The sequence below is a fragment of the Blautia sp. RTP21359st1_E11_RTP21359_211015 genome (assembly GCF_040910705.1).
In the GTDB taxonomy this organism is placed as follows: Bacteria; Bacillota; Clostridia; order Lachnospirales; family Lachnospiraceae; genus Blautia_A; species Blautia_A fusiformis.
Genome location: NZ_JBDGAB010000060.1, coordinates 1 through 22,842 on the forward strand (window position 1 = coordinate 1; position 22,842 = coordinate 22,842).

Consider the following 22,842-nt stretch of genomic DNA (forward strand, 5'->3'; position numbering starts at 1 on the left):
GGATGAGACTATGAGTTATTCCTGTGGGTATTTTATCCATGAGGATGATACGTTGTATCAGGCACAGGTAAATAAAGTTGATTATATCCTTAAGAAATTACATCTGGAAGAGGGTATGAGTCTTCTGGATATCGGCTGTGGCTGGGGCTTTCTGCTGATCGAGGCAGCTAAGAAATATAAGGTTCATGGTACCGGTATCACCTTAAGTCATGAACAGTATGCAGAATTTCAGAGACGGATCAAGGATCAGGGTCTGGAAGATTATCTTACGGTAGAGCTGATGGATTACCGTGATCTGCCGAAGAAGGAGTATCAGTTTGATCGTGTTGTCAGTGTCGGTATGCTGGAGCATGTTGGACGTGATAATTATCAGCTGTTTCTTGATTGTGTGGAAAAGGTTCTGAAGCCGGGCGGACTGTTCCTGCTTCACTTTATCAGTGCTCTGAAGGAGCATCCGGGTGATCCGTGGGTCAAGAAATATATTTTCCCGGGCGGAACTGTTCCGAGCTTACGTGAGATCCTGAACCATATGGCAGAGGACAATTTCCATACCCTGGATATCGAAAATCTCCGTCTGCATTACAATAAGACATTGCTTCACTGGGAAAAGAATTTCCGGGACAATATTGAAAAAGAAAAGACTATGTTTGACGAAGAGTTCCTGCGTATGTGGGATCTGTACCTGTCAGCATGTGCGGCAACCTTCCACAACGGAATTATCGATCTTCACCAGATTCTTATGACCAAGGGTGTGAATAATGATCTGCCGATGACACGCTGGTATTGATAAAAGCCTTTACAAACCTGCCGGAAAGGAATATCATACTTCTATAAAATTATTTATTAAAGCGTATAAGGAGCCTGTGGATTCAGCATATGATTACAGAAATGCTGAATCCGCAGGCTTTGTTTTTTAACCGATAAACCGCGAAGGAGTTATTCGGTCATGAGCAAGTAGCGAAGCGTATTGCGAATATTCGCTTGACTATTCCGTTTACCGATAATTATGGAATGTGCATAAAAACAAAGCTGCAAACTTGTTCAATAAGCAGAATCATAGAAAACTATCTTGACAGATCAGGAGAAAAGAATAATAATGTAATTACTTTAATAAAATAATTAATAAAAGATGATATGCAATAGAAAGAAATTAAAGGAGGAGAATAAGATGCTTCAGCAGGTAATGACAAATCCAGGAGAGATTATTTTCAGAGAGGTTCCAGTTCCGGAAGTGGGAGATGACCAGGTTCTGGTTAAGATCATGAACATTGGTATCTGCGGATCAGATATCCACGTATATCACGGCAAGCATCCTTTTACAAAATATCCGGTAACGCAGGGACACGAAGTATCCGGTGAGATCACGGGACTTGGAAAGAATGTGACAGGCTTTAAGGTTGGCCAGAAAGTAACCATTGAGCCTCAGGTATACTGCGGACATTGCTATCCGTGCCGCCATGGAAAATATAATCTCTGCGAGGAACTGAAGGTTATGGGCTTCCAGACAACAGGAACAGCTTCTGAATTCTTTGCAGTAGATGCATCTAAGGTAACACCGATCCCGGAGGAGATGTCTTACGAGGAAGGTGCAATGATCGAGCCGCTGGCAGTTGCAGTCCATGCCGTGAAGCAGATGGGCGATGTAAAAGGGATGAACATCACAGTGATCGGTGCAGGTCCCATCGGAAATCTTGTCGCGCAGACAGCCAAAGGAATGGGGGCAGCCAGGGTTATGATCACGGATGTCAGTGACCTTCGTCTTGCAAAAGCAAAAGAGTGCGGCATTGATATCTGTGTAAACACAAAGGAGAAAAATTTCGGAGAGGCACTGGTAGAGGCGTTTGGTCCGGATAAGGCAGATGTGATCTATGACTGTGCCGGAAATAACATCACCATGGGACAGGCCATCCAGTATGCGAGAAAAGGCAGCGTGATCGTACTGGTAGCGGTATTTGCGGATATGGCAACCGTTGACCTTGCTGTTGCCAATGACCACGAGCTGGATATCAAGAGTACTATGATGTACCGTCATGATGATTATGTAGATGCCATTGATCTTGTAAATGCGGGGAAGGTTCATTTAAAGCCGCTGATCTCAAAGACATTTAAGTTCGCAGATTATCTGAAGGCTTATCAGTATATTGATGAGAACCGTGAGACAACCATGAAGGTTATCATCAATGTGCAGGAGAAATAGATAAGATTTGTATCTCCTGGAAACAAGCTCGGTACGGCAATTGGAACAGCATTTCCGACATCGTTGCCGGGAAAAGACGGCTGATAATATAAGCAATATAAGAAAAACTCCCGGATGTTGGCTGTCCGGGAGTTTTTTTACGAGAGTTTGTGTGGGAGCGTAAGATCATGCTGTCGGCGTATGGAACAGTTTTTCAAAATCTTCCTCACACATAGGACGGTAATACAAAAATCCCTGGATCTCATCGCAGCCTTCTTCTTTCAGAAATTCGGCAATATCTTCTGTTTCCACACCTTCACATACAATGGATTTTCCCATGCGTTTCAGCATGTGAAATACCTCCTGAAGAACAATTTTTGCATTTTCCGTAAGGGAATCGCCAAGGAATTTCCGGTCGATCTTTACTTCATTGAACAGCAGATCCTTTAAGGCATTCAGGGAAGAATATCCGGAGCCGAAATCATCCATGGAAATCTGTATGTTGTGCTGCTTAAGACCGCGGATCACACAGTTGACAGCTTCGGTATTGTTTACATAGGTGGATTCCGTGATCTCAAAGGTGAGACGAAAAGTGTCTACATGATAGGTGCGGATCAGTTCGCGGATCTTTTTGACAAAAATTTCAGGTTCTTCAAAATGCAGTGGAGAAACATTTAGGGAAATGCGGAAATCTGTCGGAAGCTGATCGGAAAATTTCTGAAGCCATTGGAAGGCTTTTTCGTAAACATAATAATCCAGGCTGATGACAAAACCATTCTGCTCAAACAATGGAATGTACACAGCAGGGGACCAGAGCATTTTTCCATTGCGGAGCCAGCGGACCAGGATCTCCGCACTGGAGATCTTTCCGGTGGCAGGAGATATTTTGGGCTGGAAATAGATCTGAAATTCTTCATTTTTCAGAGCCAGATGAAAGGAATGGAGGATTTCTGCCTGCATCTTTTCCTGTTGATCGATTTCTTTTGAATAGATACAGCAGGGCGGGATCATTTTTTTGGAAAGCCGTCTTGCCACATTTGCACAGGAAAGTACGGTTTCCGGAGAAATTTTTGCGTCCGGGATAAAACAGATCCCGGAATTTGTACGAAAGAAATTAACGTGGTAGGTATTACGTATGCGCTGACTGATCTGTTGATCAAGTTTTGCGATCCGGGACAGAAGCGCTTCGTTGGTAAGGTCTGTGATATCCACAATGCTGACAAATACATCGGAGAAAAAGCGGGTGGTAAAGACAGTAAAGGAAGCTCCTGCCAGCTCTTCGTAGATAATATTCAGGATCTCATTTCCAAGGGAATATCCGTACTTGTCATTAATATAATGAAAATTTTCCACATCTGTGGAAATCAGGGCGATAGCACGGGAGCTTCCTGTATTCTTCTGGATCTGCCGGATTTTTTTAGAAAGAGTCTCGGAAGAGATAGCCGGAATCACGGTATTGCCGGAGTTGGAAGAAGGAGTAAGTTTTTTGATAGCTGCGATCTTTTTTAGAGATTTGTCCTGATACATTTTTTTATCTGCAGCGTTGATCAGATCCTCCATCATGAAGTAGTGATTCTGGAAACTGACTTCATATCCGACAGCATAGCTTAAGGGCAGTGTGGTCCGTGTATTGTATTCCTGAACAAGGGAATCCAGCTTATCAGCCATTTCATGAAGTTCTGAGAGACTGGTATCCTGCTGGATCAGGATAAATTCATCGCCGCCGTAGCGAGCCAGAAAGCTGTCGGAATCCAGGATACGGGTGAGACAATAGGTGAAGGTCTGGATAAATTCATCGCCTTTTTCATGTCCGTAAGTGTCGTTGACATATTTCAGATTGTTCAGGTCAAACATCATTACGCCAACACCGAATGTGCTTGGGCGGTTGCTCAGCTCCTGAATAAACTTTTCCAGAGATGTTTTGTTGTGAACGCCGGTGATATCCCGGAATGCATTTACGATAAGACGGGAGAGAAGCTCTCTCTGGATAAGGGTAAGTGCCAGGGCTGCAACAAGAAGTGCCAGAGTTGCCTCCATAAGCCGCAGCATCGGATGGTATGAAGTTTCCGGACTCTGAAGAAACTTCAGAAGATAGAAATCCATAATTAACAGGCTTACAAGCGCAAGCAGGGTGATTTCGCAGAGATGAAGAACACTTTTTTCTTTTTTCATAGATAAAATAAATCTCCTGTTTCATATAAATAAAGGGGGTACATTTTTTTAAGCCTGCACGATGATCATTTTGGCAAAAGCCTGATTGATACCGATCTTGCTTTCTTTGATGCGGACGATATACGAACCGAAAAGAACAGATACGATGCGGATGGTTGCTCCTTCGATAAATCCCAGAGTTTCCAGATGGTGGCGGTCATCTTCATTTCCACATATTTTCTGGATCGTATAATCAGTGTTGATATCAGCTAAATTTAGTGGCATAGTTCCTCCGTAAAATGTTGTGTGAACAGTAAAAACGAAAAGATATTCGTTACCATAAATTAGTTACAACTAACATTATAACGCAATAAAAATCTGTGTCAATGAAAACAGACAGGAGCAGTTATTGTAGAGTTTGTGAAAATACGTTTTCAGAAATGCAGGCTGTCCGTCTGTAAAAAACTGTGCTAAAATGAGCAGAGAGGAATTTGTCAGAGAAAGATGCGGACAATGAGACAGAATACGGAAGTCCGACTGACAAGATAAAACGATGTATTAGAAACGTAATACAGATCATAAAGACGAGGAGAGAATATCATGGAGAATATTTTTCACAGAGTAAGTATCCGTAAATATGAAGATAAACCCGTAGAGAAGGAAAAGATCCTTCAGATCCTGAAAGCAGGTATGCAGGCGCCAAGCGCATGTAATCAGCAGCCGTGGGAATTTTATGTTGTGACAGATAAGGAGAAGATCCTGGAGCTTTCCAAAGCCACTCCCTATTCAGGATGTGCAGCAGGTGCACCGGTTGTGATCGTTCCGGTATATCGGAAAGAGGGATTGCCTGTTCAGGATATGGCACAGATCGATATGTCTATCGCACAGGAGAATATCTGGCTGGAAACGGATGCACTGGGACTTGGCGGCGTGTGGATCGGAATTGCACCGCTTAAGGATCGTATGGCGTTGGTCCATGATATTCTGAAGCTTCCGGAGAATGTGGAGGTATTTTCTCTTTTTGCCCTGGGATACCCAGCAGAGAGCAGAAAGCAGCAGGATCGTTTTGATAAGAGCAGGATCCACTTTGTAGAATAAAAAAAGCCTTCTTTGAGGAAGATAACATCCGGAAACAGAAGAAGTTTGAATGTAGTGAAAAACACCAATAAATCCTCTGAAAATTTGTGCAGAACGCATTTTGCATGACCGGGATTTTTACGATAAAATGTAAGTATAAGAACTGAAAAACTGCATTAAATGAAAGAGGTGAAGGGTATGAAGGAATATGAGATCATTATTGAAACCATTAATCCCTGCGGTGGCGATCGTCATTCTCAGCAGGAGATCGTTGAAGCAAAGATCGAGAGTCCGGAAGCTTTCGTAAAAGAAAAAGGAAGATTTCCGATCATTGATAAGATCGAGAATCCCGATGGCGGAGTCGTGATCGTAACCGGTGACGGAAAAGGATACATGGTAAGATATACATTTTCTGAATAATGGATAATGCGGCGTATGTGACGGAAAACGGATTGTAAAGCAGAGCTGGGATTAGATCTGGCTTCGTTACATACGCCGTGTTTTGGCTTTTACCTAAAAAATGCATAAAAAAACATATGCAAATTTATAAAATATATATAAATTATTTGTTGAATTTTTATAAAAAAAGGAGTAAAACATTAGATAAATAAAAAAGAGAAATGCATGGAACAGGACAGATCACAAGAAGCAGACCGGATCACAGAGAGCCGCAGCTGGTGAGAAGCGGCAGAAGGTATTTTGTGATATCACCTGGGAGCATCCCGCTGAATAGAAAGGTTAAGTAAGCCGGGACGTAGTCTTCACGTTACAGAAGAGGCTGTTTGAAGAGACAGTATTAAGTGGTTGTATTTAGTGATAAATATGAGAATACAGAGTGGTACCACGGAACATTCCGCCTTTGTTATCCGAAAGGATAGCAGGGGCTTTTTTAATATATAAAAATACAAAGGAAAGAGAGTTGATATTATGAACGGAATAACAATGATGATCATAGCCATTGTAGTTCTCGGAGGCGCATATCTTCTGTATGGCCGTTATCTCCAGAACAAATGGGGCATTGATCCGAAAGCAAAAACTCCGGCATACGAAATGGAGGACGGAGTTGATTATGTACCGGCTGATACAAATGTAGTATTTGGACATCAGTTTGCATCCATAGCAGGTGCAGGTCCCATCAACGGACCGATCCAGGCCGCAATTTTCGGTTGGCTGCCGGTTCTGTTATGGATCCTCATCGGTGGTGTATTTTTCGGAGCTGTGCAGGATTTTGCATCCATGTATGCATCCGTAAAGAATAAAGGACGTACGATCGGATATATCATCGAAGCGTATATCGGAAAGCTTGGAAAAAAATTATTTCTTTTATTCTGCTGGCTGTTCTGTATTCTGGTCGTTGCCGCATTTGCAGATGTTGTAGCAGGAACCTTTAACGGATTTGTCGCAAATGATGCAGGAACAGTTACAAAGGTAGCGGCAAACGGAGCTGTTGCAACCACTTCCATGTTATTTATATTTGAGGCTGTTGCACTTGGATTTTTCCTTAAATATACAAAATTCAACAAATGGGTCAACACTGCAGTCGCAATTTTACTGCTGGTAGCAGCAATTGTGCTGGGACTTAATTTCCCCATGTATGTAAGTCTTGGAACCTGGCATATCATCATTTTTGTATACATCCTGATCGCCAGTGTCGCTCCTGTATGGGCGCTGCTTCAGCCACGTGATTATCTGAACAGCTATCTGCTCATTTTCATGATCGTCGGTGCGGTTATCGGTGTATTTGTAGCCAATCCTTCCTGTAACCTGAAGGCATTTACAAGCTTTAACGTAGACGGACAGTATATGTTCCCGATCCTGTTTGTAACCATTGCCTGCGGTGCTGTTTCCGGCTTCCATTCACTGGTATCTTCCGGTACTGCATCCAAGCAGATCAAAAATGAGAAAAACATGCTTCCTGTTTCCTTTGGAGCAATGCTGATGGAAAGTATGCTTGCCATCATCGCACTGATCGCAGTTGCATCCTTTGCAGATGGTGAAGCAGCAGCACAGGGACTTACAACACAGCCGCAGATTTTTGCAGGTGCTATCGCAAACTTCCTTTCTGTAGTTGGCCTTCCGCATTCCCTGGTATTTACCCTGATCAACCTTGCTGTATCCGCATTTGCACTGACCTCTCTTGATTCTGTAGCCAGAGTCGGACGTCTGTCATTCCAGGAATTTTTCCTTGATTCTGATACAGATGAGGAAAACATGAGCCCGTTCCTGAAGGTAGTAACAAATAAATATTTCGCAACAGTCATTACACTGGTACTTGCCTACATGCTTACAAAGGTCGGCTATGCAGAAATCTGGCCGCTGTTCGGCTCCGCAAACCAGCTGTTATCTGTACTCGCTCTTGTAGCCTGTGCAGTATTCTTAAAGAAAACAAAACGTCAGGGCTGTATGCTCTGGATCCCGATGGTATTCATGATGGCAGTTACCTTCACAGCACTTGGCATGACCATTACAAAGCTTTCAAAGGCACTGGTAACAACAGGGCTGGATCTTGGAAACACCTTACAGCTTGTATTTGCAGTATTACTGCTGATCCTTGGTGTACTGGTAGCGATCCAGGGCGTGAAGAAACTGCTTGAGAAGACAGATGATAAAAAAGCAACGGCATAATATTATCGGATGAGATCACGGATTTCTGTTTGGCTGAAGAGGCATGAGTCATATAAATGGCTCATGCCTTTTTACATCCATGGAATTTTGAGATATCTAAAGACGATTTATGACTCCATGCGCCTGCATTCATTGGGAGTCATTCCGAATTGCTTTTTGAAAGCAGTCTGAAAGTGGCTCTGGCTGGAGAAGCATAAAAAGGTGCTGATCGTACGGATGGATTTGTTTGTATATTGCAGCAATTCTTTACCTTCCTCCAGCTTGCAGCGCAAAATAAATGCGCTGACAGAAAAACCAAGGGTCTTTTTAAATAATCAGGAAATGATGGCTGCGATGATGGAAGGAATGCCGCTTCGTCAGTTGTTAAGCTTCGTTCCCGGAATTAAAAGAAAAATGCTGGAACAGATGGTTGGTGCTTTAAACGAAGGCGTTGCATATAATAAAAAAAATATATCAATGGAAATGAAAGCCTTATGCCAGATCAGAAAATAGAGAATCTTCTTAATCTTGCCATGAATGCCCTGCCGCAGGAACGGGCAAAATCGGAAAATCTGAATGTGGGATATGATCCCACCACCAGGTTGTGGGATGTGATCGTGAAATACAGTGGCCCGGAAAGCGGACTTGGTGGTGAGCGGATCCAGGTGGTCCCGCTGCTTGGTGGTTATGCAGTAGTGACACTGCCGGAATCGGAAATTTCTGCATACTCAGTCAGAGAGCAGATCGAGTTTATAGAAAAGCCCAAGAGACTCTACTTTGAGACCTTTGAAGAGCGGGAGGCAAGCTGCATTTTACCAGTGCAGAATGGAGCCGATGGCTTAACCGGCGAAGGTATTTTGGTGGGTATTGTGGATTCTGGAGTGGACTATTTCCATCCGGATTTCAGAAATGAGGATGGAAGTACCCGGATCCTGCGACTGTGGGATCAGAGTGTAGCTGGAAATCCACCGGAAAACTATGTATCAGGAACTGAATATACGAAGGAAGAAATTGATGAGGCGCTTACACTCGGGGAAACCGAAGGCAGGCGCCTTGTTCCGTCTGGGGATTTCAGCGGACATGGAACAGCAGTTCTTGGAATAGCAGCAGGAAATGGGAGAGCATCGGAGGGAGTGAATCGAGGCGTTGCGTATAGAAGTGATCTTCTGGTGGTAAAAATGGGAAATCCACGGGAAAATTCATTTCCGCGGACAACGGAGCTGATGGAGGGTATTGATTACCTGATACGGCAGGCAGTGAAGATGAGAAAACCGATCGTTATAAACGTCAGCTTTGGGAATAATTATGGTTCTCATGAACCTTATAATTAAGGGAAAACATAAGAAAACACTGATATTTCCTGTGTTTTCAGGCAATTCAGTGTTTTACTCGGATTCATGTTTGGTTGTTGTTTGAGTCTTATAATACTCGGTCAGGATCATGTTAATCTGCTGGGAACGTGTACGATAGTTCGCTTTTGCATCCTTATCAATCTCAGCAACCAGTTCTTTGGACAAAGTAGTATAGACCTGAATATTGTTGGAACTGATAGCCATGTGGCACCTCCGATTCAATTTAATAGAATTATTCTATCATACTTCTTCGGGAGGGGCAATGTGAACTGAAAATTGAAGAATTATTGTTACTGTAAAATTGGAACGGTCGTAAAGAAAATCTATGAATAGAGAACGATAAGAAAGGTAGAACAGACAATGAAGAAAACAATTTTTGAAGAGATGGGCGGTACTTATATCAGACATGGGGATTATCTTATCCCTGCTCTTACCTTACCGAAGGAAGAAGAACAAAGGGTTGTCGGTGTATGGGGACAAAGACATTTGCGGTATTTGAAGGAATACCGCAGATTGCTATATCTGAATATGCTTACAAGCGGCAGGCTGAATGGTTATTTGGCTGATATAGAAGAACAGGCACAGGAACGCTTTGAAAGACTTGTAGAACAGATGAAACAGGCACAAGGCATTACAGAACAGCTAAAGGTGGAAAATGTCTTGGAATGGATAGGAAGAATGAACAATATACAAGTATGTGCGAGGGAGATTGTGGATAAAGAGATAATTTATCAAGAATGAAATGTAAGATAAATAGTGTATAAAATGTAGCAGGGCATCATAAGATAAAATTGTAATTGCATTTTCCACATAGTTCGTGTAAAATGTAATTAGAAAAGCTGTGCATCAGCGGTGGGTTGACACCTAAAATCTGATACGTTTTCCGAACGAAGGTGTCGGAGGTTGGCAGGCAACGGAAAAACCTGATATTTTCCAGACGAAGGTGCTGGAGGTTGGCAGACAACGGAAAAATCAACCATGAGAAGGGAATGTTTAGTGCTGCGGCGTGAACATTCCCTTCTCTAAATTTTATGGGATAAGGATTAAGTTATGGACAAAAGACGTGCAATTCAGATTATGACAAAAGCGGCACAACTATATAAAGAACATCTTGAGGATCAGAAGGTTTTGTTCCTATATGGCTTACCGAAAGAGGTGAATAAGCAATTACAGGAAAGTAATAAGATTTTGTCATCTGTACAGGGATATGAAGTTGTTTTCCATAGATACAATTTTTTACATTTGACAGGAGTTCGATTGAATAAAAAAGAGACAGCTTCTGCAATTCATTTTTACCAGAAATGCCTGGATAAGCGATTAACAGAAAATGATTTTGTTTTTGCAAAAGATGGCTCTACGGGGCAAAAATTGGATATATTGGAACGTATGATGCTTATTAAGAAAAACGTAACAATGATAGGAGAATTTACAGATCGAGGACCGAAATTATATACAGAAAAAGCTGCCGGGAATATATGTGGTTGTATTGGCTTCGTAAAAGATAAAAATACGAAATTAAATGTACCGAACACATTGCTGAAAAAGGACATCAGAGATGTAACAGCACAGCCTACATATAAAGTATTTGCTGTAATATCAAAACACTATACAGATGAGAAATATACAAATCTTGTGAAGATGGACAAAAGTATTGATTTGAAAGAGTGTTGTTTCTCAGAAACAATAGAAAATATGATAGATAGAGAAAATCTATAATGAAATATAAAGAAACCATGCTACTGCTTTTTGTAACAGTATCATGGTTTTATTGTTTGTCGTCTATATTTTAAGTTGATTATTACTTTACAAAATTGGCAATGTTATAATTATCATTGATTTTAGAAGAAGGGAGTATCGAGGGAAATTAGTGGAACTGGTTTTGCAAGCATAGCGTTTGGATATCCAAACGCACTTTGGGAGCCCCCCAAACCCCATTTGTTGGCTTTACAAAGTAGGAATTTTTTGCTCAAGATAAAAAGAGAGTGCGTAAGCGGAAAGAAATCAAATTATGCTTACGCACTTTGTGCCTCACTTTTGCTCGGTGGTTAGCAGTTTGTGAATTATTGGGATGAAGCAATATAACTGTTTTGAGAAAACGGGATATTTTTTATATTAGTAGTTTAAACATTATAGTTCTGTGTTGTGCGATTTTTGCCTGGATTGAACAGGATGTTTTTTTTGCAATTCCTGTTTCCTCTGATATTCAAGTTCCCAGGTACGATGAGAGAAGCTATAGGGATCTTCCATATTGAGATCATCCACTTCATGGGTTGCGATATCACGATAGTGATAGTCATAATATTCACCAAAAGTACCTTTGAGCTGCTCAATCAGTTTCTCTCGGAAAGTAGGTCGTATCTGGATTCTGGCATCCAGTAATTCTGTATATTGCTCTGGTTTAGGCCGGAGTTTTTCCTCTTGGAAAGCGACAGCATCTTTTTCAAGCTGCTCTTTGAGAGCCATATCCTGAGAATCGAGAATATCCAGATTCTTATCCATCTGGTCGTATTTTCTGGAAAGGCTCGCCATATCTTTCTCTGTGGAGCATTCAGCCTGAAACAGCAGCTGTTCTTTGGCAGATTTCAGTTCCTCGATTTCTTCTGTTACGGTTGTAAGCTGCTGGTTTAACTTTATATGCTGGAAAGGATTTAGAATACTGGTTTTACTTTTTTGCACATTTAGTTCTTTCTTTTCAGTAACTTTCGCTTTGAGCTTTTTCTTAATGGTATCATATTTATTTAGGATAGGACGAAAATGCTGCATCCAGTCATGGATCACTTCTTTTTGCATTTCATTATGAAGTAAATGATATTGTGTAAAAATCATATGATTGCGGATTGCTTCTAATGTTTCTGCAATTACCGGAATAGATTTTTCGACAGCTTGAACCAATTTTTTTATCTGTGTTTTTAATTCCCGTAGTATTCTGTTATCCGCACGAACCCGACGGTTGATTTCACACCGGTCTGCTATCATGCCTTTCTTTTCCATATTCTGGGCAATGTAGCCTTCGTGGATGGTTGGCTGTTCAGTGATTCCCTGAGCTGCAAAACTGCGGTGATCAATGGCGGCATTTATCTGATTAAGGGCAAGCATTTTATTTACGGCATCTGCCCAGTTTGCTCTCCAGAGGCAGAGCTGTTCCTCACTGTTCCATTGTTCGGAAATCGGGTTTTGTCTGCCATACCGGGTGCTTTTTGGATGTTTGTCGATACGTTCATAACCTTTCTCCTGTGCTGCCGAGGGAGTCAGATATACTTTCTTTTTCCCAGCTTTATAACGATACTGTTTTTCCCAGCCCTCTTTCTGAGCATCCTTAAATTCAGAAGCAGTAAATCCCTTTTCCTCTCCATCTTTGATGCATAGATATTCTTTTTCGGTTTTATACTGCCATGTTCCGTTTTCGTTTAATGGACGGACAGTAAGTAGAATGTGTGCATGGGGATTGTGACCATCTGTATCGTGAATGGCGAAATCGGCACACATTCCCATATCTACAAAATTCTTTTGAATAAAATTCTGAAGAAGAGAAATATTGCTGTCTTTATCCAACTCAATAGGGAGTGCGACAACAAATTCTCTTGCCAGTCGGCTGTCTTTTGTTTTTTCAGCAGCTTCTACAGCATTCCAGAGTTGCTCCCGGTTTTTCCATTTAGGCGGAGCCATAGGGGGAAGCATTACTTCCTGATAGATCAGTCCATGTTTTCGGGTGTAGTCATGCTGGATGCCATCGTAATCATTGTATATGCGGCTACAGCTCATATAAGCAGATGCAGCGACAGCAGACCGCCCGGAACCACGGCTGACGACCTTGGCTTGCATATGATAAATTGCCATATCTGGCACCTCCTTTCGATGTTGCCTGCAACAGCGGATAGCCCTCGGCAGAGCGCACGAGCCCCGTAGGGGATACCACCGCCCGATTTATCGGGTGGTGAGTAAGTGCGCCCTTCGGGAGTAGAACTTGTGTATTTACATTCCTCTTAGCCGGAGCATCAGCTCCCGCTTTAGGGTATCTAAATCCATTTCTTTAATATGTGGAGCAATGCTTTCCAGAATCGCTCCTTCTTGAATCAATCTGCGTGTTCTGGCATTACGTTCCTTTTTACGGTTTCTTGCTTCGATTTCTTCCAGTCTGTGTTTTGCCTGTAAAAGCACTTTTTCTTCTGGTGTCATAATTCTTTTATTTGCCATATCTGGCACCTCCTTTTTATGCCCGTATCCGGGCGATTTAGTTTTAAAATCTTGTGGTTTAGTACTATAGTTTTAGATAACTGACAGTGGCATGTCTCTGGTGATAAATAAGAAAAGAAAGTAGTACTACTGTCAGTGAAAAATAGTTATTGTGCGATGCTGCTTTGTTTCAACTCTGGTTTGAAGTGTGATTATCTAACAGAATTTTTTTCGTTTTTTTTAAATTAGCTGTTGCATTGTCCTGACGGATATTCCGGTTATTGATACGGATGGGAACACATCTCTCCAGAATCCGGTCATAAATTCGCTTGTGTGCGATATCAGCGGCGTTATTCAGCTCTGATAAAGTGAGATTGGTTGTTATGATCAGGGGCTTTTTACTGCGGTAACGGCTGTCAATCACATTGAATACCTGTTCCAGTGCAAAGTCAGAGTTCCGTTCAATTCCGAGGTCATCAATGATCAGAAGGCTGTAGCGGTTTAAGCTGTGGATGAACTGATTCCTGTCTTCAAAATGCATTCCGGTAAGGGTATTCAGAATCCGGGAAAAGTTGGTCATCAGTACCGGGACGCCTTTTTCCAGAAGGGCATTGGCAATGCAGCCTGCAAAGAAAGATTTTCCAGTACCGACATCGCCCCAGATGAGAAGTCCGGAAGCGTTTGCTTTCATCTCTTCCCAGTTACTTACATAATTGTGTGCAAGTTTCATTTCCGGATTGCTGCCGTTATCTTTGGCAAAGGTGTAGTCATAAAGTGATTTGTCCTGTAAGCCGCTGGTTTTGAGATGCTCTATTTCCATTTGCTTTTCATGAAGTTTTCTCTGGGCTTCCTCCTGTTCAAAGATCTCCTGCTGGCACTTACAGCGGATGGAAGGAATAAGAACCTTTCCCTGTAATTCATGCCTGCACTGTCTTGGCGTATTGCATTTGGAACAGTAGATCAGGTGATTTGTTTCGTTAAAATATTCATCAGACTGAAGCTCTCTGTTTGGTGTGATAGCTGTTGGTTTTTCTGTAAATGTTGTCATAATGTTTCGTATTCCTCACTTTCATAATTTCGTTGCCGGGAAACAGGATGATCCTGTCTTGCCCAACGGATGATGGTAGCTGCATGGTTTTGGTATTGCTTTCCGGTAGAAGCCATATAACCGGATAAGCGTTCCATATAGTCCTGCCAGTCAGGGATTGTCTGCCGGATATTTTCCAGCTCCGTCTCTGACAGAAAAACATTTTGAAATGTTCCATAGGGTGAGCGTGGCTCTTTACTCCCTCTTATTGTTAAATGGTTCTTTTTTATCTCTTTCTTATTACTGGACAGTTTTCTGTCTGTATCAGGGAAAGAATCCTGTCTGTCAATAGGACAGTTTTCTGTCTGTCTTGAGGAAAGAATTCTGTCTGTATTGCTGAGGGTTTCTTTCGGGATTTTTACATAGATCCGATTAGGGTGTCCGGGTCCCTGCCGTTTTCGGAAGATAAGCTCTTGTTTTTCCAGTACTGCCAGAGCAGTTTTCACCGTCATCTGGCTTTTGTGGAGAACTTCTGCCAGTGCTTCAATCGTAAAGTAGAGGAACACATGACCATTTGTATCTGACCAGCCCTCATTTTTCTGGGAAAGCCTTGCACGGTCGAGCAGGATCATATAAAGCATTTTGGCAGTTTCGTTTATTTCCATGTCCAGAAGAAAACGGGGAAACATCATATAAGATGGCAGGCTTGTGTCTGCTGTCAGAAAGTCCGTCATGTGTTCACCTCCAATCACAATGGTTTATTCTCCAAGAAAATCCCAGTCTATATCACGATCCGGCTGTTCTTTTTCAGGAGCTGGAAAGGGCATCCTGATGGGGGATTCCCTTTCCAACATGCCTGCAGTCAGCCCGGACAGAAAAATCGGCAATGACTGTTTCAGGCTGTGTTCTACTGCTTCTACAATCTGTTTCACAAAAAGTTCTTCCCGTTCCCTTGTTTCCAGATAGGGATCAGCCTGAGTGCGGTAGTAGCGGTCAAAATAATCGACCAGTGCAAGGGAGATTACCTGGCTGTAAGATTTAAAATTCTGTCTGTCCATCGTCTGTAAATATTCCCAGGCTCTCCGCTGCTGGTCTTTGTCCAGATTAAATCGCAGGTTTGTGTTGCGGATATGGTTCTGCATGGCTTATCCCCTCCTTTTCAGGCTCATATAAGCCAGAGATTCATAACCTTTGGCAGTGGCACAGATATCATCAAGGATGGTAACTCGTGATTTGTCATACGCTCCAAAGTTACGGATCAGGCATCCACCGCCTCCGACCACATACAGGCGCATCAGGCCAGGATTGTATTCATATTTGCGGAGCGTGGCAAAAATATCTGTGACATACTGTCTGGCAACAGCAGTAATACAATCCAGATAAGACGCTGAAATGTCAGCGGTTCCAAACCGCAGAATCTGCTCTACGGTAGATTCTTCAATCTTTACTCCGAAGTTGTCCAGAACAGCGTTTTTAGCGGCAATCATGCATTGGTTTACGCCAAACTTTTCTGTCCAGCACCGGCTTTCCTGTGCTTTCTTATTATTGATATACAGAATGTTCATGGTTCCGTTGCCGATATCTGCAAGAAGATTTGTCCCCTTGAAATCTCCAAGTCGGTTTACGATAGCCGGATATCCCTGCGGGTAAAGGCTGCATCCCACAAAACGGAGATGATACTCTTTGCTGTTAAATCGGTAATGGACTTCTGGATTCTGGAGCAGATAGGAACGGAAATCTTCTCTCTGGTTTCTGATCCATGTCAGAGGAAGCCCGGCAGCCAGATGAACGTCTGCTTCACGGATGGAAAAGACATTCAGTTCCCTTGCAATCGCCATGAGAGTTAGAAGATAATATTCTTCGTCCATAGCTTTATCTGGGATAAATTCTTTGTGTCCTTCGCCAATCCGGTAGTAAATGCCGTTATATTCCAGAATATTCCCGGTGAAGATGGGTTCTGTTTCATAGGCTTTGATTCCGGTTGGTGTGACGGTATTTGCTGTTTTCATGTTGCCGTAGCCGTGATCTACAGCAATGATTTTTGTGTTTCTGAGTTCTCGCATAAAAAACACCTCCATTTTCGTATTGATTAATTCAGCAGGCTGTACCGGTGTGGTACTGCTTTGCTGTGAGATAAGCATACGAAAGTTGGAGGAAAAAGACATTGAGGGAAAATTGAGTTGGAATTGAAAAATAGGATATAATTTTGTAAAATAGAGCAATTTCTTTAGTTTTTTATAGCCCTGCATTTTTTTGTTATAAACGTTCATTAAATGTTGACATGTTATTATATAAATGGTAAAATTGTACAATAAAATGTGGAAAGTTGGATGGAATTTATTGAATTATAATAAAACTAATCGTACTTAACTGGCGGCTTATGTATTTGTAGAACTTAGAATAATAGAAAATTTAAAATATTATCAATTTTTACAGCTGTTGCAATGCTTTCAGTAGGAACAACAGTTTTTGCAAGTCCTTAACTGTTGTTTGATAAGGAGTGTAGTTTTATACAAATAGTGATATTATTGCAAAAAACTAGGATTTTATAAAAATAAAAAAATCAAGTCTATAGCTGTTTGAAGTGAGGAGAAAAGCGTATGAGAAATGTGTTGGCAACGGACATAAAAAACAATATTCGAAGCATTCGCTTTATTTTGGGGATTTTTCTAATCGTTTCGGCTACCCTGATGTCTGAGCATGAGATGTTGCAGAAGATCATAAATGCAGGCGGATCTGCAGAAGGACCAGGCTGGTTCGTAGCATACACCTATTGTATGAACAGCGTTAATATGCTTCTGTTTGTTCCCATTGCCGTTGCTTTTGCGGGTGGAGAGAATACGGAGGCTGAGCTGCACAGTCGTTTTTTTCTGTTCAGTTATATCCGTTCAGGGAGAAAACAGTATCTCGTAGGAAAAGCAGCAGGATTGTTGGTCTCCGGAGGTTTGACAGCTTTTTTAGCCATGGTGTTCCTTCTTGTAATCTGTATACTGAGGTTCGGTCAGTATCCTTCTCTGATTGACGGAAATTATGAGATGGCAGTGCTTGTGGGCAGAACGGCGGTAAGCTTTCTGAGATTGTTTTTAAATGGCGCTTTTTGGGCGCTAATTGGCGGTACGTCGGCTGTCATAACAAAAAATCGCTATATGTCCTATGCCGTTCCTTTTATTCTTTATTATGTCCTGACCGTATTTCAGGAGCGTTACTATCAAAAAGCATTCTTTCTGAGTCCCCGCTATTGGGCGGCGTCTATTTACTACAATGATATCTTCTGCATTGCTATATTAGCGGTTGGAAGTTTTTTAACGGCACTGATCTTTATGTGCGCAATAGAAAGAAGGTTGCGGTATGCGTGATATTAAACAGGCTTTTTGGATTGCAGGCCAGAATTTCTATGGATGGAAAAAAAGTCCGAGGATCTGGATGACCTTTATTTTGGCAGCTATATTATGTCTGATGCTGTCGGATCAGATTATTTCCCATGCGATAAAATATGAGACAATCCTTCAGGTATTCGAGCCGTTTATTTGGACATATGGGGATGCATCCTCTGTTATGCTGTCCTCCCTGCTTTTAATCCTGCTCTTTGCGGACATGCCATTTATCAGTCAGGCAACTCCGTATTGGCTTGTACGCACAAAACGGAAGATATGGCTTGCGGGTCAGATTATCTATGTGATCCTGGCGACTGTGATCTATAATATTTTTTTGGCTGTGATGCTTGGAATTATGGGAGCTCCCTTTTCCTTTACGGGAAATGTGTGGAGCGAAACAGCGGCAATGTTGGGCTATGGCGGTGGGGAGAGCATAACCGTTCCTGTTTCCATAAAAACAATGGAAAGCTCAACTCCTTATATGTGCGCAGCAATAGTGTTTGGACTTGTACTTTTATATACTCTTTTTATCGCAGTTCTCATGTTGTTTTTAAATCTGGCTGCGGGAAATATGGCAGGGGTGATCGGTGCTTTTGCAGTCAGTCTGTATGGGCTCCTGCTGAACCCAGATGTTTTCCGGAAACTGTTTCATTTTACAGAAAGTCAGGAATATAGGGCGAACGTGTTCTGCGGCTGGCTGTCTCCGTTGAACCAAGCTACCTTTCCCATGCACAGCTTTGGTTATGATTACCTGCCAGGGATCGGGATGAGCATGTTCATATTTGCAATATTAATCATAGCGCTGATCGGCTTGTCAGCCGTCCGAATTAAGGGCTATAATTTCTCTTTTACGCAGACAAACGAATAAATGGAGGGCAAAATGGAATATGCAATCAGGTTGAAGGGACTGACAAAATCCTTTCAAAAAGAAAAAGTATTAAAGAACATTACCCATGATTTTGAAAAAGGGAAGATTCATGGGATTATGGGGTTTAACGGTTCAGGGAAAACCGTAATGTTTAAATGCATCTGTGGATTTTTACAACCTGAGAGCGGCACAGTGCTCGTAGGGGGAAAACAGATCGGGAAGGAGCTGGACTTTCCAGATTCCGTAGGCATTATCATTGAAAACCCTGGCTTCTTTCTGGATCTCAGCGGTTTTGCGAATTTAAAGAGACTGGCGTCTCTGAAACACCGTATTTCCGATGACGATGTGAGGGCGACGATGCGTGCCCTAGGGCTTGATCCTCTGTCTAAAAAGAAGGTAGGACAGTATTCTCTTGGAATGCGTGAACGTCTTGGTATCGCACAGGCAATCATGGAAGATCCGGAGCTTTTGATATTGGACGAGCCTTTTAATGGTCTGGACAAGCAGGGGGCAGGAGAGGTCTGCGAGCTTTTGCGGGGATTAAAGGAACGAGGGAAGACTATTCTTATCGCAGCACATAACATGCTGGAGATCGAATGGCTCTGCGATACGATCTGTGAGATGGATGCAGGTGTCCTGACGCAGATAAAATAAAAATACGGGGGAAAGAGTTTATAATTGAAGTTTCGTGAAAAAGCGACAATTCTATAAGATATATGGAGGAAAAATGAAAAAAAGTGTTCTAGCAATTATGGTAGGTGCGTTGTGTATTATTCTTTCCAGCTGTCAGGAAACACCAGAGGAGAGTTCGGTAGTCAGCAAAGTGGATGGGATTAGCGAGGCGGCTGTCTGTGAACCTCTTAAAAAAGGAGAAAAGAGAGAGACAAATGTTCCAACGCATTGGAAATTTGAAGAAAAGAAAAGCAACGACCGTGTGGTTATCCAGGCAGATATTAAGTTGGGCGAACAAAGCATTGGCAATCTTCCAGTCATAGAGATGCAAAATCACGAGTTAACGCAGGAAGAACTGAATGGATTGATTGATTATTTTACGGACGGTGAGGAACTATATATGCCACAGATGGTGACAAAGGATGCGTATCAGGAAGTGTTAGACAGGATTTCCAGCAAGGAAGGAAGTTACTTGCAATCAGCATATTCTACATCGATTGCAGGGATTCAAAACGCAACCCGAGAGGGGATGGAGCTTGCACCGGATGAAGCGTCTGCACCGGAAAAGATGGAGATAAAATTTCAAAAAAAAACAGAGGATCACGGTGTGGAAGCGGCACGGAGTTGGATGAGTACTGAATTGGAAAACACAGATACAGAGGATTATTTTACTGCAGATGTGGGCGAGGACAGGAAGGCATATATAGAAGCAGAGCGGTATAATCAGGAAATTGACAATGACAGTAGTTTTCTCTGGATGGAGGGTTCTAATTTTATAGAAGAAGAAACAATAGAAACTGAGGAAATGCAGAGTGAGTATTACAGTAGCTTTGGCATGGATACCAACGGCTATACAGAGAAATTTCATGAACTGGCAGATGCGTATCGAAAGTGCATGGACAAGATCACCTTTACAGAGGAAGATGGAAAGGAACAGGCAGAACAAGTTTTAGAGGATTTAGGTATCGATGGAATGGGCCTTGTAGATTCTGATCGTACCGTGTGGTTCCCGAATGGCGCATGTTCAGAGCGCAATGGTCTGGGACTTGGTAGTGATGCTTTGTGGCAGGGAGATCTGGATAGAGGATTACCGGGATATCTGTATTGTTTTTCGAAAAGTGTAGAGGGTATTACTTCAGTTCCTGATGGCGTGGTTGCGGAAGAAACAGTGGATAGTTATGTGCCTCCGTTCCAGGTAGAAACAATCTCTATTCTGATAACAGAGGAAGGAATTAAATATTTTAAATGGGATGGGATATCGGAAGAAGTCTGTACGGTGACGGAAAATACAAAGCTTCTGCCTTTTGAAAAAATACAGGCAAAGCTGACAGATCAGATTTTTTATTGGTATTCCGGAAAAGGCCAGTCTGCCAACGACACTACCGCACTGGAGTATGATGTGGTAAACGCAAAATTGCAGTATACTTATACCACAGCCTATCAGGAGCCGAAACACGCATGGTTGGTTCCAGCATGGATTTTTACTGTCAGGGAAAGTATTGGTGGAAATTCTCTACAGGAGCTTTCTTATGTGATCAATGCTTATGATGGCAGTGTGATTGGAGAAGCATATTAGGGTTCAGCGACACTTGAATTTTTATTGACCATAGAATTACAAGGTTTATCATGAGAATAATAAATATGCGATATTTGGCTTGGATATATAACAGGTAAGAATAGGAATAGTGCAAATGATTAAGCTCGCATTGATTGATAACGGTATACCTTATCATATGAGAAATAACAGGAATCAAAGGATTGTTCATAAATCTTTTTTGGCTTCTAAATGCGATCCAAGTGAGTATAAAGACGATAAATCATTCCATGGCGCTGTATGCGTCGGAATTATCACAAGCATATGTAGAGATATAAATTTCTAATAGAACTGAGCCACTATGCATTTGACATATTGTATCAAACAGTAGGTTGATGACGAGATGATTGTAATGTATCGCAGATTGAACAAGCAGAGGAGCATATTTACAAGTTCTCAGGCATTGATGAAGGCAATATACCTAGACTATAAAAAATTTGAGATAGGAGGAGCGAAAAGTGTCAAAAAAAGAAAAGTGATCCTTATGTAAACGCTCCATGTCTAAGAAAAAATGGAAATGGACAAGCGCCTAGTCTTGGAGTGTATCTCAAAACTAGGCGTTTACATTATTGAGGCAATATATTTTACAAGTGTTTGTAGGAACCGTTAGTGCTTGGTGAGAAGAATACTTTTTGCCAGAGCAATTCCAGCTTGTGGATACAATTCTTGAATTGCTTGATATTTTTCTTCAATCAATTCGGGTTCGTCTGCCCATATATCCTCATAAATTTTCAAGGCTTTTTTAAAATGGGTTTTCGCTTGCGAAATATTTGCAGTGATCAGGCAGATACTTCCAAGGGATTCCTGTACCTGGGCATAATCCAAACAGTGGTTTGAATTATATTCTTTGATAATCTGTGCTAATTTCTGAAGAGCAGACAGGGCAAGGTCAGGTTCTTGTATTTCAATTAAGAGGACAGCATAATTATTAATCTGAGGAATACTGTCATTAGTATAAAGAAGCTGGTATTGTTGTAAAAGAGAGATACCCATTTTCATGTGCCTTTTAGCGAGATCAAGTTGTCCGTTGATTCGGTAAAGCCCTCCAAGATTGGAATGGAGGTTGGAAACCAGGTGGGCATTTTCTTTTGTGGTTTCTTTTATTTGAGCAAGTGCTTCTTTTTCTAATTTTATCGCTTTTTCTGTTTTGGGTTCCAGAGTTGCCTGATAATCCAATAGTAAGGCACGGTCAGATGCAGTCCCGTAAGTATTTGCTTTTATAAAATGCTGTAGTTCCTGGATGATTTTTTTCATACCCTTTTGATAGTGGTACTTCTCCATATATGGAAAAACATCTTCTAAAAATAACAGGTATTGGGGAATATCGTCCTTTTCAATGAAAAGCATGATGTTTTCTACTGTTTGAAATAATTTTTTATAATAGCTAACTTCAATGCCATGCATCAAACATATTTTTTGCAGAGAATCCAATAACGTGTGGCAGCTTGTAACAGAAGGTGCGGTCTCGGAAACTGCAATTTCCTGAATCATTGGATGCAGAGAAATAGTATGCCGGAGACTTGACTGTACAAAACCTGTCTCGATCAGATCATTCACGTCATTTAAAGTAGGCAGCTCCAGCCATTTGGAAAATATACGGGCAGAAATACCAGATGAAGGCATAAAACACATATTGCACATAATATCCTGCTGTTTCCGTGATAAGGAGTATAACGAAAACAGGGTATGGATATGGTTGTAATAGGTGGCTTTTTTGCTCTGACCATCTTTCATTACTTTAATCTTATCTTCATTATGAAGAGAAGCCTTTTCC

At 41.7% G+C, this 22,842-nt stretch carries 24 protein-coding genes; 13 read left to right on the top strand and 11 right to left on the bottom strand.

From position 1 onward, the window contains the following. Both AB5026_RS15905 and AB5026_RS15910 read left to right on the top strand, forming a co-directional pair. A partial coding sequence (locus tag AB5026_RS15905) for a class I SAM-dependent methyltransferase (protein WP_368213818.1) occupies positions 1 to 787 on the top strand: 787 nt, incomplete at its 5' end. A gap of 381 nt (positions 788 to 1,168) precedes the next feature. Beyond that, entirely contained in the window at positions 1,169 to 2,197 is a 1,029-nt protein-coding gene (locus AB5026_RS15910) for a zinc-binding dehydrogenase (RefSeq protein WP_015526214.1), read from the top strand. A 165-nt stretch (positions 2,198 to 2,362) separates the two neighbouring features. On the opposite strand, the gene AB5026_RS15915 is transcribed toward AB5026_RS15910, so the two are convergent. After that, the gene (locus AB5026_RS15915) at positions 2,363 to 4,348 is read right to left on the bottom strand and encodes a GGDEF domain-containing phosphodiesterase (RefSeq protein ID WP_195273957.1); all 1,986 of its coding nucleotides are present in this window, start codon (positions 4,346 to 4,348) and stop codon (positions 2,363 to 2,365) included. Between the two features lie 48 nt (positions 4,349 to 4,396). Further along, on the bottom strand, positions 4,397 to 4,612 hold the full coding sequence (locus tag AB5026_RS15920) for a FeoA family protein (RefSeq protein ID WP_178687940.1): 216 nt from the start codon (positions 4,610 to 4,612) through the stop codon (positions 4,397 to 4,399). A gap of 315 nt (positions 4,613 to 4,927) precedes the next feature. Between AB5026_RS15920 and AB5026_RS15925 the strand changes: the two genes are divergently transcribed. The 3 genes from AB5026_RS15925 (at position 4,928) to AB5026_RS15935 (ending at position 8,029) form a co-directional block, all read left to right on the top strand. Next, positions 4,928 to 5,425, top strand: coding sequence for a nitroreductase family protein (locus AB5026_RS15925; protein WP_114001788.1), 498 nt, complete (start codon positions 4,928 to 4,930; stop codon positions 5,423 to 5,425). Positions 5,426 to 5,602: 177 nt separating this feature from the next. Beyond that, positions 5,603 to 5,824: a hypothetical protein gene (locus AB5026_RS15930; RefSeq protein WP_015526212.1), complete on the top strand. Its 222-nt coding sequence runs from the start codon at positions 5,603 to 5,605 to the stop codon at positions 5,822 to 5,824. Positions 5,825 to 6,331: 507 nt separating this feature from the next. Further along, positions 6,332 to 8,029 (top strand): carbon starvation protein A, encoded by a 1,698-nt coding sequence (locus AB5026_RS15935; protein ID WP_021652743.1) that lies wholly within the window; start codon positions 6,332 to 6,334, stop codon positions 8,027 to 8,029. A 107-nt stretch (positions 8,030 to 8,136) separates the two neighbouring features. Here AB5026_RS15935 and AB5026_RS15940 read toward each other — a convergent pair whose 3' ends face one another. Beyond that, complete coding sequence (locus tag AB5026_RS15940; protein WP_180214222.1) at positions 8,137 to 8,301, bottom strand: AraC family transcriptional regulator; 165 nt, start codon at positions 8,299 to 8,301, stop codon at positions 8,137 to 8,139. Positions 8,302 to 8,362: 61 nt separating this feature from the next. Here AB5026_RS15940 and AB5026_RS15945 point away from each other — a divergent pair, with 61 nt between their 5' ends. Continuing rightward, the gene (locus AB5026_RS15945; protein WP_368213819.1) at positions 8,363 to 8,521 is read left to right on the top strand and encodes a hypothetical protein; all 159 of its coding nucleotides are present in this window, start codon (positions 8,363 to 8,365) and stop codon (positions 8,519 to 8,521) included. Beyond that, positions 8,503 to 9,339, top strand: coding sequence for a S8 family serine peptidase (locus AB5026_RS15950; RefSeq protein WP_368213821.1), 837 nt, complete (start codon positions 8,503 to 8,505; stop codon positions 9,337 to 9,339). The genes AB5026_RS15945 and AB5026_RS15950 overlap by 19 nt, the downstream gene beginning before the upstream one ends. 54 nt (positions 9,340 to 9,393) lie before the next feature. Here AB5026_RS15950 and AB5026_RS15955 read toward each other — a convergent pair whose 3' ends face one another. Then, positions 9,394 to 9,564, bottom strand: coding sequence for a hypothetical protein (locus AB5026_RS15955; protein WP_005428285.1), 171 nt, complete (start codon positions 9,562 to 9,564; stop codon positions 9,394 to 9,396). A 156-nt stretch (positions 9,565 to 9,720) separates the two neighbouring features. Here AB5026_RS15955 and AB5026_RS15960 point away from each other — a divergent pair, with 156 nt between their 5' ends. Both AB5026_RS15960 and AB5026_RS15965 read left to right on the top strand, forming a co-directional pair. Next, positions 9,721 to 10,101, top strand: a complete 381-nt coding sequence (locus AB5026_RS15960; RefSeq protein ID WP_005428283.1) for a TnpV protein — start codon at positions 9,721 to 9,723, stop codon at positions 10,099 to 10,101. Positions 10,102 to 10,410: 309 nt separating this feature from the next. Then, entirely contained in the window at positions 10,411 to 11,076 is a 666-nt protein-coding gene (locus AB5026_RS15965) for a PBECR4 domain-containing protein (RefSeq protein WP_005428282.1), read from the top strand. A 411-nt stretch (positions 11,077 to 11,487) separates the two neighbouring features. Here AB5026_RS15965 and mobQ read toward each other — a convergent pair whose 3' ends face one another. From mobQ to AB5026_RS15995, 6 genes are all read right to left on the bottom strand, one after another. Further along, positions 11,488 to 13,197, bottom strand: coding sequence for a MobQ family relaxase (gene mobQ, locus AB5026_RS15970; RefSeq protein ID WP_023924145.1), 1,710 nt, complete (start codon positions 13,195 to 13,197; stop codon positions 11,488 to 11,490). Positions 13,198 to 13,332: 135 nt separating this feature from the next. Beyond that, a complete protein-coding gene (locus tag AB5026_RS15975) occupies positions 13,333 to 13,554 on the bottom strand; it encodes a hypothetical protein (RefSeq protein WP_005428277.1) in 222 nt (73 codons plus the stop codon). 169 nt (positions 13,555 to 13,723) lie between these two features. Then, positions 13,724 to 14,581: an ATP-binding protein gene (locus tag AB5026_RS15980; protein WP_005428275.1), complete on the bottom strand. Its 858-nt coding sequence runs from the start codon at positions 14,579 to 14,581 to the stop codon at positions 13,724 to 13,726. Further along, entirely contained in the window at positions 14,578 to 15,294 is a 717-nt protein-coding gene (locus AB5026_RS15985; RefSeq protein WP_005428274.1) for a replication initiator protein A, read from the bottom strand. The genes AB5026_RS15980 and AB5026_RS15985 overlap by 4 nt, the downstream gene beginning before the upstream one ends. Positions 15,295 to 15,318: 24 nt before the next feature. Next, entirely contained in the window at positions 15,319 to 15,702 is a 384-nt protein-coding gene (locus AB5026_RS15990) for a hypothetical protein (RefSeq protein ID WP_005428271.1), read from the bottom strand. Between the two features lie 3 nt (positions 15,703 to 15,705). Beyond that, complete coding sequence (locus AB5026_RS15995) at positions 15,706 to 16,623, bottom strand: ParM/StbA family protein (protein WP_009245410.1); 918 nt, start codon at positions 16,621 to 16,623, stop codon at positions 15,706 to 15,708. A gap of 537 nt (positions 16,624 to 17,160) precedes the next feature. Between AB5026_RS15995 and AB5026_RS16000 the strand changes: the two genes are divergently transcribed. From AB5026_RS16000 to AB5026_RS16015, 4 genes are all read left to right on the top strand, one after another. After that, positions 17,161 to 17,916: a hypothetical protein gene (locus AB5026_RS16000; RefSeq protein WP_005428267.1), complete on the top strand. Its 756-nt coding sequence runs from the start codon at positions 17,161 to 17,163 to the stop codon at positions 17,914 to 17,916. Next, a complete protein-coding gene (locus AB5026_RS16005) occupies positions 17,909 to 18,802 on the top strand; it encodes a hypothetical protein (RefSeq protein WP_005428264.1) in 894 nt (297 codons plus the stop codon). The genes AB5026_RS16000 and AB5026_RS16005 overlap by 8 nt, the downstream gene beginning before the upstream one ends. 12 nt (positions 18,803 to 18,814) lie before the next feature. Next, positions 18,815 to 19,456: an ABC transporter ATP-binding protein gene (locus AB5026_RS16010; protein ID WP_009245407.1), complete on the top strand. Its 642-nt coding sequence runs from the start codon at positions 18,815 to 18,817 to the stop codon at positions 19,454 to 19,456. Positions 19,457 to 19,529: 73 nt separating this feature from the next. Beyond that, a complete protein-coding gene (locus AB5026_RS16015) occupies positions 19,530 to 21,050 on the top strand; it encodes a DUF6034 family protein (RefSeq protein ID WP_005428257.1) in 1,521 nt (506 codons plus the stop codon). 624 nt (positions 21,051 to 21,674) lie between these two features. Here the strand turns inward: AB5026_RS16015 and AB5026_RS16020 are convergent. Then, the coding region (locus AB5026_RS16020; protein ID WP_368213825.1) for a tetratricopeptide repeat protein at positions 21,675 to 22,842 on the bottom strand (1,168 nt) is incomplete at its 5' end.

What these genes read in the sequence shown, in the direction of transcription:
- AB5026_RS15965 (WP_005428282.1), top strand. Translation starts at nt 10,411, where the DNA reads ATGGACAAAAGACGTGCAATTCAGATTATGACAAAAGCGGCACAACTA.
- mobQ (WP_023924145.1), bottom strand. Translation starts at nt 13,197, where the DNA reads ATGGCAATTTATCATATGCAAGCCAAGGTCGTCAGCCGTGGTTCCGGG.
- AB5026_RS15945 (WP_368213819.1), top strand. Translation starts at nt 8,363, where the DNA reads ATGATGGAAGGAATGCCGCTTCGTCAGTTGTTAAGCTTCGTTCCCGGA.
- AB5026_RS15985 (WP_005428274.1), bottom strand. Translation starts at nt 15,294, where the DNA reads ATGACGGACTTTCTGACAGCAGACACAAGCCTGCCATCTTATATGATG.
- AB5026_RS16010 (WP_009245407.1), top strand. Translation starts at nt 18,815, where the DNA reads ATGGAATATGCAATCAGGTTGAAGGGACTGACAAAATCCTTTCAAAAA.
- AB5026_RS15925 (WP_114001788.1), top strand. Translation starts at nt 4,928, where the DNA reads ATGGAGAATATTTTTCACAGAGTAAGTATCCGTAAATATGAAGATAAA.
- AB5026_RS15935 (WP_021652743.1), top strand. Translation starts at nt 6,332, where the DNA reads ATGAACGGAATAACAATGATGATCATAGCCATTGTAGTTCTCGGAGGC.
- AB5026_RS15960 (WP_005428283.1), top strand. Translation starts at nt 9,721, where the DNA reads ATGAAGAAAACAATTTTTGAAGAGATGGGCGGTACTTATATCAGACAT.
- AB5026_RS16005 (WP_005428264.1), top strand. Translation starts at nt 17,909, where the DNA reads ATGCGTGATATTAAACAGGCTTTTTGGATTGCAGGCCAGAATTTCTAT.
- AB5026_RS15930 (WP_015526212.1), top strand. Translation starts at nt 5,603, where the DNA reads ATGAAGGAATATGAGATCATTATTGAAACCATTAATCCCTGCGGTGGC.
- AB5026_RS15980 (WP_005428275.1), bottom strand. Translation starts at nt 14,581, where the DNA reads ATGACAACATTTACAGAAAAACCAACAGCTATCACACCAAACAGAGAG.
- AB5026_RS15920 (WP_178687940.1), bottom strand. Translation starts at nt 4,612, where the DNA reads ATGCCACTAAATTTAGCTGATATCAACACTGATTATACGATCCAGAAA.
- AB5026_RS15975 (WP_005428277.1), bottom strand. Translation starts at nt 13,554, where the DNA reads ATGGCAAATAAAAGAATTATGACACCAGAAGAAAAAGTGCTTTTACAG.
- AB5026_RS15955 (WP_005428285.1), bottom strand. Translation starts at nt 9,564, where the DNA reads ATGGCTATCAGTTCCAACAATATTCAGGTCTATACTACTTTGTCCAAA.
- AB5026_RS15995 (WP_009245410.1), bottom strand. Translation starts at nt 16,623, where the DNA reads ATGCGAGAACTCAGAAACACAAAAATCATTGCTGTAGATCACGGCTAC.
- AB5026_RS15910 (WP_015526214.1), top strand. Translation starts at nt 1,169, where the DNA reads ATGCTTCAGCAGGTAATGACAAATCCAGGAGAGATTATTTTCAGAGAG.
- AB5026_RS16015 (WP_005428257.1), top strand. Translation starts at nt 19,530, where the DNA reads ATGAAAAAAAGTGTTCTAGCAATTATGGTAGGTGCGTTGTGTATTATT.
- AB5026_RS15990 (WP_005428271.1), bottom strand. Translation starts at nt 15,702, where the DNA reads ATGCAGAACCATATCCGCAACACAAACCTGCGATTTAATCTGGACAAA.
- AB5026_RS15950 (WP_368213821.1), top strand. Translation starts at nt 8,503, where the DNA reads ATGCCAGATCAGAAAATAGAGAATCTTCTTAATCTTGCCATGAATGCC.
- AB5026_RS15915 (WP_195273957.1), bottom strand. Translation starts at nt 4,348, where the DNA reads ATGAAAAAAGAAAAAAGTGTTCTTCATCTCTGCGAAATCACCCTGCTT.
- AB5026_RS16000 (WP_005428267.1), top strand. Translation starts at nt 17,161, where the DNA reads ATGAGAAATGTGTTGGCAACGGACATAAAAAACAATATTCGAAGCATT.